The 6,786-nt window shown below is 64.0% G+C and carries 9 protein-coding genes; 5 read left to right on the top strand and 4 right to left on the bottom strand.

Annotated features, from left to right (window positions below; genetic code table 11):
• Nucleotides 1-374: 374 nt before the first annotated feature.
• Complete coding sequence (locus tag ABIS05_RS23460) at nt 375-539, top strand: hypothetical protein (RefSeq protein WP_348010515.1); 165 nt, start codon at nt 375-377, stop codon at nt 537-539.
• Between the two features lie 75 nt (nt 540-614).
• Here ABIS05_RS23460 and ABIS05_RS23455 read toward each other — a convergent pair whose 3' ends face one another.
• The gene (locus ABIS05_RS23455; protein WP_348010514.1) at nt 615-791 is read right to left on the bottom strand and encodes a hypothetical protein; all 177 of its coding nucleotides are present in this window, start codon (nt 789-791) and stop codon (nt 615-617) included.
• A gap of 458 nt (nt 792-1,249) precedes the next feature.
• Here ABIS05_RS23455 and ABIS05_RS23450 point away from each other — a divergent pair, with 458 nt between their 5' ends.
• The 4 genes from ABIS05_RS23450 (at nt 1,250) to ABIS05_RS23435 (ending at nt 3,280) form a co-directional block, all read left to right on the top strand.
• The gene (locus ABIS05_RS23450; protein WP_348010513.1) at nt 1,250-1,669 is read left to right on the top strand and encodes a hypothetical protein; all 420 of its coding nucleotides are present in this window, start codon (nt 1,250-1,252) and stop codon (nt 1,667-1,669) included.
• A 9-nt stretch (nt 1,670-1,678) separates the two neighbouring features.
• Nucleotides 1,679-2,143, top strand: a complete 465-nt coding sequence (locus ABIS05_RS23445) for a hypothetical protein (protein ID WP_348010512.1) — start codon at nt 1,679-1,681, stop codon at nt 2,141-2,143.
• Nucleotides 2,144-2,399: 256 nt separating this feature from the next.
• Nucleotides 2,400-2,543 (top strand): hypothetical protein, encoded by a 144-nt coding sequence (locus ABIS05_RS23440; protein WP_348010511.1) that lies wholly within the window; start codon nt 2,400-2,402, stop codon nt 2,541-2,543.
• A gap of 263 nt (nt 2,544-2,806) precedes the next feature.
• Entirely contained in the window at nt 2,807-3,280 is a 474-nt protein-coding gene (locus ABIS05_RS23435) for a hypothetical protein (protein ID WP_348010510.1), read from the top strand.
• 392 nt (nt 3,281-3,672) lie between these two features.
• On the opposite strand, the gene ABIS05_RS23430 is transcribed toward ABIS05_RS23435, so the two are convergent.
• Genes ABIS05_RS23430 through ABIS05_RS23420 form a run of 3 tightly spaced genes read right to left on the bottom strand, consistent with a single transcriptional unit; the run spans nt 3,673 to nt 6,783 of the window.
• Nucleotides 3,673-4,212: a nucleotidyltransferase family protein gene (locus ABIS05_RS23430; RefSeq protein WP_348063346.1), complete on the bottom strand. Its 540-nt coding sequence runs from the start codon at nt 4,210-4,212 to the stop codon at nt 3,673-3,675.
• Between the two features lie 28 nt (nt 4,213-4,240).
• Entirely contained in the window at nt 4,241-5,911 is a 1,671-nt protein-coding gene (locus ABIS05_RS23425; protein WP_348010508.1) for a long-chain-fatty-acid--CoA ligase, read from the bottom strand.
• Nucleotides 5,908-6,783 carry a DMT family transporter gene (locus ABIS05_RS23420; RefSeq protein ID WP_348010507.1) on the bottom strand — a complete coding sequence of 292 codons (876 nt, stop codon included), beginning with the start codon at nt 6,781-6,783 and terminating at the stop codon, nt 5,908-5,910. The genes ABIS05_RS23425 and ABIS05_RS23420 overlap by 4 nt, the downstream gene beginning before the upstream one ends.
• Nucleotides 6,784-6,786: the final 3 nt, after the last annotated feature.

Here is a 6,786-nt window from a genome sequence, read left to right as displayed (position 1 = left end):
GTCATTTCAATGCAGGTGGATTTTGCTGATAGATGTGTGACGTTCGCCTTCTGGAACTGGGTGATTTTTCACACTGCGCTGAAGGTCTAGGGTTTGCGCTGATCTCGTGGGATCAACGGCCTTTCTGGTGCTAGGCCGCCAAAGCGGAGCGGCTGTAGCAAGCCAATTGCCGAAGTTCGGCGAACTTCAGCTTTGGGCACCAAGCCGCCGGCGGCCTGGCGGTCGGCGTTTCGAGAGGCAGTTCGGTGCCCAAAGCCGAGGTTCATCGACGCTCAGCACCAGGCTGAAAGCGGCCGTCCGCTGGGACGGCGATATGTCATGCAGTCCTCGCGCACAATTGGTTAGCACCGTCGCTAGCCACTGTGGAGATTCTCATGTCTCATGGCCTGATCACCGCTGCGATCCTTCTGGCCGCATTGGCGTCCTATGCACTCGGCATGTCCAGCGGAGCGCTAGGGTTGCTCGTCGCTGGCGGCGTTCTGGAACTCTGCTTTTGGGCAAGAGCATTTCCGGGCCTTGGCTTGCTGTCGAAGAATTGACCGCGAAAGATGGAATAGTGCTTCAGGGAGCAAGTCAGTGGGACGAAGCCGTTCCCGCTGCGGTGTAGTCCCGCGTCATAAATCTTGAACTTCGGCTATCGGCGTACAGCTGCCGAGGAGGCCGCTGAATCGAGGTACAGAAATGTGCCCATTGCGGATATGCGCTTCGGCAGCATCGTAGGTCTGAAGCAGTCGCTCCGCGTTGGGGCTGACCAGCGCGTAGCGGTATTGGGCCGCGAGGCGTGCGTTCACCTGCAGGCCTTGTTGGCCCAATGCCGATGCGTGCCAATGTCGTATGACCTACTAGCCATGCGGATCACTGACAGTAGCGAAAAACTGCCGTGTGTCTTCCGGCATGCCACCAACGGCTTCCAACATGCTGGGATTTCCGACGCACGGACCAGTCCATCGAGCCGAAGCCGTAACGGCCAACGGCTGCGGCGAAGTGCGCGCATTTAGAGTCGTGAAGCCGCACGACCCATATCCCACGTAAGGCACGTCAACTATTTGGCGCGATTCCGCCCGCACATCACGGAGTCAGTCAGGGCAACAACAAGGGCGCACCACGTCGTGGTTGCACTGCACACCATTTATTCGCGTGACGAGGTCTGCGAAACACAGGCGATACCTGCTGCGCGCCGAACCTGCGGCTCCGTATAGCTTGGGCACGTAAATGGATTTACACACCTGAAAATTGCTTACCATCAGCGATGGCTAACAAAAAATGGCTTGTCTCGTGGATCGGCAATGCTGACCATCAAGCCTCGGAGGGCATGTCCCCGTCAGGCGAAGGCCCCATCGCCACGGCACTTGCAGGGGCGCTGAAGTTCGATCGGGTCTGCCTGCTGACCAACTACCCACATGGGCGCAGCGCTGCGTACTGCGCCTGGCTGGAGCAGCGATGCGGCTACGAAGACGCCGCAGTCGACCTTCAAGATATCAGCCTTCTTAGTCCCATTGACTACCCACGCTTCACGATGCACGGCCACACGGTGCTGTGGAAGGAGCTCGACGCGAAGCACGCTTCCAAAGGTTTGGGCGTACTGGTTGTCAAGACCTGGTACTGGTACCAACCTTGGCTCGAGTTCGTCGAATCACACTGCGCCGCGAATGCGGCCCTCTACTCCTAAAAGCCTGACATGGACGTTCTGTACTACTGGAAAGACTACGCGGCTGACCTGCGCGAGGGCCGTATCGGCTACTTTCGTTCTGCCAGGGAAAAACTGGATGAACTGCAACAACGGTCCCCGGATGACATCTGGGTCGTGAAGACGCCGCCCGGGCACAAAGGACAGTTGCAGTTGCTAGGGCGACTTGTGTGGTCGGACTTGCCCACGACGAAGGTCACGGCACCTGCGGGCGACAGCCTCATCCATTACCAAGCGGGCCACCCGCGGTCTGTGTGGTTCGACGAGGAGCTTGCGCTGCAGCACTGTGACGAGGTGACTGCGTGGTTGCGCGCTCATCACCCCGGCAGCCTGCGAGCCAACTTCCAAGGGGTCAACGGCCAACTTGCTTTGGAGCAGTCAGCGGCGCAGGAACTGCGTCGACTCACTGCGAGTTGTCCAAGCCAACCGTTTCAGAAAGCAAGTAAGAATGCTTAATATCGGCGTAAATATTATTCCAGGATGCGATCCTGTCACTCCGGTAACTCTTTGATTTATATCGGCCGCTGTGCGTGGCCGGCGCTGGCACGGCACTCGCAATATATCGAGTGTCAACCAGCATGCGACCGCCTTGTCCACCGTCGTTCGGTGCGACACGATCTGTCAAACGCGCTGAGAGACTAGCTCACCTGGCTACCCATTCCTCCCAGTCAGATTTGAAAGGAAATTTGTGTACAGCAGCGACAACCGCCCCTTGGAGAGCTTGACCGCCTTCGCTATCTGCTTTGTTTCTGGCTTGCTTTCTGCGGCCGCACTGAGCACCTACACAACCTGGATTACGAAGAAGGCCCGCATGCGCGCCGAAGAGCAGGCCGAGCGAACCGGTCAGCCCGGCTGACCGAACCGCACATTCCATTCTGCGATGGTCTGCCGTGCCAGTGAAGCCGCCTAAAAAGACTTATAGCTGCACCTCCTGCCACTGGAAGCAGACCGTTGCTTCGCGCAGCGACGCGCTAATTCCGGGCGAGTATTTCCTGCATTGCCCCGAATGCGGCGCCAGCCCGCTTCAGCAGCGCCACGCAAACGCCATCGATCTGGCACTGCTGAGGATCACCAGCGATCTGACCGGAGGGTGCCGTCAATGATGACATCGGAAACATCATGACCCCACTGCAACTCGACTCGGCCACCGTGATCGGTGATCCGAGCGACGGACCGAGCATGTCCGAACCTCCGAGATCCCTTCAGAGCCTGGCCCAGGCGGTGGTGGAGACCAGCAAAGCGGAATACCTGAAGATCCTGGGCACTCGGCTGGAACTGGACTTGAGGCTGGACGAGGCACTGCATCGCGTCGGCCCCGATCGCATCGGGGCCGGATGCGACCACATCGTCGAGGCGTTCAGGCGGGAGGTCGAGGAAAAACGCACGCGCTTGGCTCAACTCATCAAGCGCCAGCGACTCGGCCTGGACACCTTCAACATCGCCTTGTTCGGTCGCACCGGGGCGGGCAAGAGCTCGTTGACTACGGCGCTCACGCGCGGCGATGGCACGTCGATCTCTCAGGGCGAGAGCGACTGGACCACGGAGGTCGCGGCTCGCTCCTGGGAACGGGCGGGGGCACAAAAACTGGCTTAGCTTGATGTTCGCCGCCAAGAATCGCGTGTTAGCTGGCAGGGGGCTCGATGTTCACATCGAGAAAGGGTATATGTGACAGCGACTTGGCAACCCCTGCAAGTCGCGCCAGCTTACAAGCGCTAAGAAGCAAACTCAGCCAGGACATAGTTGATGCACTGGCTCGGTAGACACGAGAATTTGCCAAGTAGCGCCATCTGACGCCTTACCTTCAGTCAGCTTTTGGCCGACCTGTCACCGCATGAGCTTGTTGCCCCAGCTGCTGGATGCGCAAGGCGGAACGAAGTCTTCGTCACAGCCTCGACAAAATCCGCAAGATCATTGATGGCTTTCGCGCCTGGCTCGACTTTCGGTCCTCCGGTCCGTTTTCTTCCTCCATCCCCGGTGGGATGCGTTCACCCCAGCTCAACCACCACGCTCGGCCAGCGCTCGGCGTAACGCTTGCTCGCACATCGCTGCCGGTAGGTCTCGACACTGACGCGCACCGGGTTGCGGCGGATGCGCATGTCCAGCAGGTCGGCCAGGCCGTGGGGCGCGATGACGTGCAGTGCGTCGTGGTCGTCCAGCCACATGCCGACGGCGGTGGCGGGCTCGGGCCAGCTGGCGATGGCTTCTTCCAGCGAATGCAAGGGCTCGACGGCATGGCCGAAATGGCGATCGAACCACAGGTGCACGCCGGCCTGGTTGGTGACCTCCCAGGGCACATCCGGGCAGAGGTCGGCGAGTTGCTGCTGCAGCGCCTGGTCGCGCTCGGCACCGAGGTCCAAGTCGCAGAAATAGGCGAAGTCCACATCGGCAGGCCGGGTGGGCTCAGCGTGCCCATGCAGGTGGTCCCACACGAGGTTGCGCAGCGCGCCTGCCCCGATGCACCACTGCGCCAGGCCGAGCGCGCGGCCGGCCCGCAGCGCGGCCATGAAGGCTGGCGAGCTGCGCACGATCTCAATCAGCCTCAGGGCCCCGGTTTCAGCCACCACCGGCTGCCTTCTCCCGCTCCTGCAACGCCCGCCACATCACCTTGCCCGCGCCGCTCTTGGGCAGGTTGTCGACGAACTGGATGCGGGCCGGCACCTTGTAGGCGGCCATGTTGGCCTTACACCAGTCGCGCAGTTGCTCCTCCGTCAGCGCCTCATGCCCCGCGCGCTTGACGACAACAGCCTTGACGGTCTCGCCGCGGTAGGCGTCGGGCGCCGAGACGATGCAGGCCTCGGCGACGCCGGGGTGGGCGTGCATGAGGTTCTCCACCTCGGCCGGCCAGACCTTGAAGCCGCTGGCGTTGATCATGCGCTTGAGGCGGTCGGTCATGAAGAAGTAGCCGTCGGCGTCCACAAAGCCGATGTCGCCGGTGCGGAAGAAGCGTTTGCCCTCGAACTCGATGAAGGCGGCGCGGGTGGCCTCCGGGTGGCGCCAGTAACCCTCAAAGACCATGGGGCCGCGGACGATGATTTCGCCGGCCTCGCCGACGGGCAGCTCACGCTGCGTGTCGGGGTCGACGACGCGGGCGTCGCAGCTCAGGTAGGGCACGCCGAGGCATTGCTGCTTGGGCGCGTCGTAGGGGTTGCCGTGGCTGGGCGCGGCCGTCTCGGTGAGGCCGTAGCCTTCCATGTAGCGCAGGCCGTAGCGTTGCCACAGCCGCTCGGCGATGGCCTGCGGCATGGCCGCGCCACCGCCGCCGATGGTGACGATGCTGCTGAGGTCGAAGCTGTCCACCTGCGGGCTGGCGAGCAGGTCGATGACCATGGTGGGGATGTTGGTCCAGCGGGTGACGCGGTGCTCCTGGATGAGCCGCGCGGCGTATTCGCGCTGCCAGCGCGGCATCAGCACGAGGCTGGCGCCTGCCGCGAACGTGCCGTGCATGACGACGACCATGCCGGTGATGTGGAACATGGGCACGACGCCCAGCACCACATCTTCGTGGCAGACGTTGGCCCACAGCGCACCCGCGAAGACGTTGTGTTGCAGGCTGCTGTGCCGGTGCATGCAGCCCTTGGGGTGGCCGGTGGTGCCGCTGGTGTAGCCCAGCAGGGCAAGGTCGTCGGCGCCGACGGTTGTCTGTGGCGCGGCGGCGGTGCAGGCCAGCGCGTCGGCCCAGGCGGTGGCGCCGTGGGGCAGGGCGATGTCGGCGTTGAGCCAGTCGGCCCAACCGGCGGGCAAGCCTTCACCGCCGGTGTGCCCCCCGGGCAGCACTTCGGCCAGCCGCGTGACGAGCAGGTCCTTGGCCGCCATGCCGGCGGACAGCCACTCGGCGCTGAGGTCGGCGCTGGTGATGGCCAGCACGCCGCCGCTGTCCGCGATGAGGTGCTTGAGCTCGGCCGCCTTGTTCATCGGGTTCACCGGCACGACGACGGCGTTGGCGCTGAGGATGGCGTAGTGGGCGACGACGAGCTGCGGGCAGTTCTGCAGGCCCACCAGCACGCGGTCGCCCTTCTTCACGCCACGCTCGGCCAGCCAGGCGGACAGGTGCTCGACCTGCGCGGCCAGCTCGGCGTAGGTCGTCTTGTGGCCCAGGAAGACCAGCGCCGGCCGCTGTGGGAAGCGGCGCGCGCTGACGAGCAGGTTGTCCGGCAGGGCGGTAGCCGGCGGGGCGATGGCGTGGGGCACGCGGGCGGGCCAGAACTTGTGATGCGCTCGGGTCATGGCAGGGTCTCCGGTCTCTTTCTTGCCACCACCAGATAGACGCCCAACAGCGTGACCACCATGCCGGCGATGGCTTGGGCGCCGAGTGTCTCGCCGAACAAAAGCCACGCCATCACCGAGGTGACAGAAGGCACCAGATACATGGTGCTGGTGACGGCCGTGACGCGGCCATGGCGCAGCATGTAGAACATCAGGCTGATGCCGCCCGCCGTCAGCACCAGGATGCTCCAGGCCATGGCGATGAGCACCTGCGCGTTCCACTCGATGCGCATGGGCTCGAAAGCCCAGGCCAGCGGCAGCGTGACGGCCAGCGCGGCCGTGAACTGCACGACCTGGCCGGTGCGCAGGTCGAAATGGGGCACGAAGCGCTTCTGGTACAGCGTGCCGGCGGTGATGCCGAGCAAGGCCAGCAGGCACAGCAGCAGCGGCGGGCCGAAGCCGGCGCCGAGGTTGAGTTTGTGCCAGATGACGAGCACGACGCCGGCCAGGCCGAGCGCCACGCCCAGCCACTGCCGGGGCGCGACGCGCTCGCCGATCAGCGGCGCCAGCCCGGCCACCAGCACCGGCTGCAGGTTGACGACAAGCGCCGCCGTGCCCGCCGGCAGGCCCTGGCGGATGGCCACCCAGACGCCTGCGAGATAGAGGGCCTGGATGCCGATGCCGGCGACGGCCAGATGCAGCATCTCGCGCCGCGTCGGCCACTGCGCCCGCGCGGCAAAGGCCAGGCCCAGCATCAGCGCGACGACGCCGGCGTAACGCCAGCTCAGGAAGGTCAGCGGGTCTGCGTACGGCGCGGCCAGCTTGGCAACGATGTAGCCGGTGGCCCAGATGAAGATGAAGAGCGGCGGGGCGATGCGGTCGAGAGCGGGCATCGC

The sequence above is a fragment of the Roseateles sp. genome, from assembly GCF_039929605.1.
In the GTDB taxonomy this organism is placed as follows: Bacteria; Pseudomonadota; Gammaproteobacteria; order Burkholderiales; family Burkholderiaceae_C; genus Pelomonas.
The sequence above is the reverse complement of the archived record's forward strand: the minus strand, read 5'-3'. Positions and strand labels throughout refer to the sequence as shown.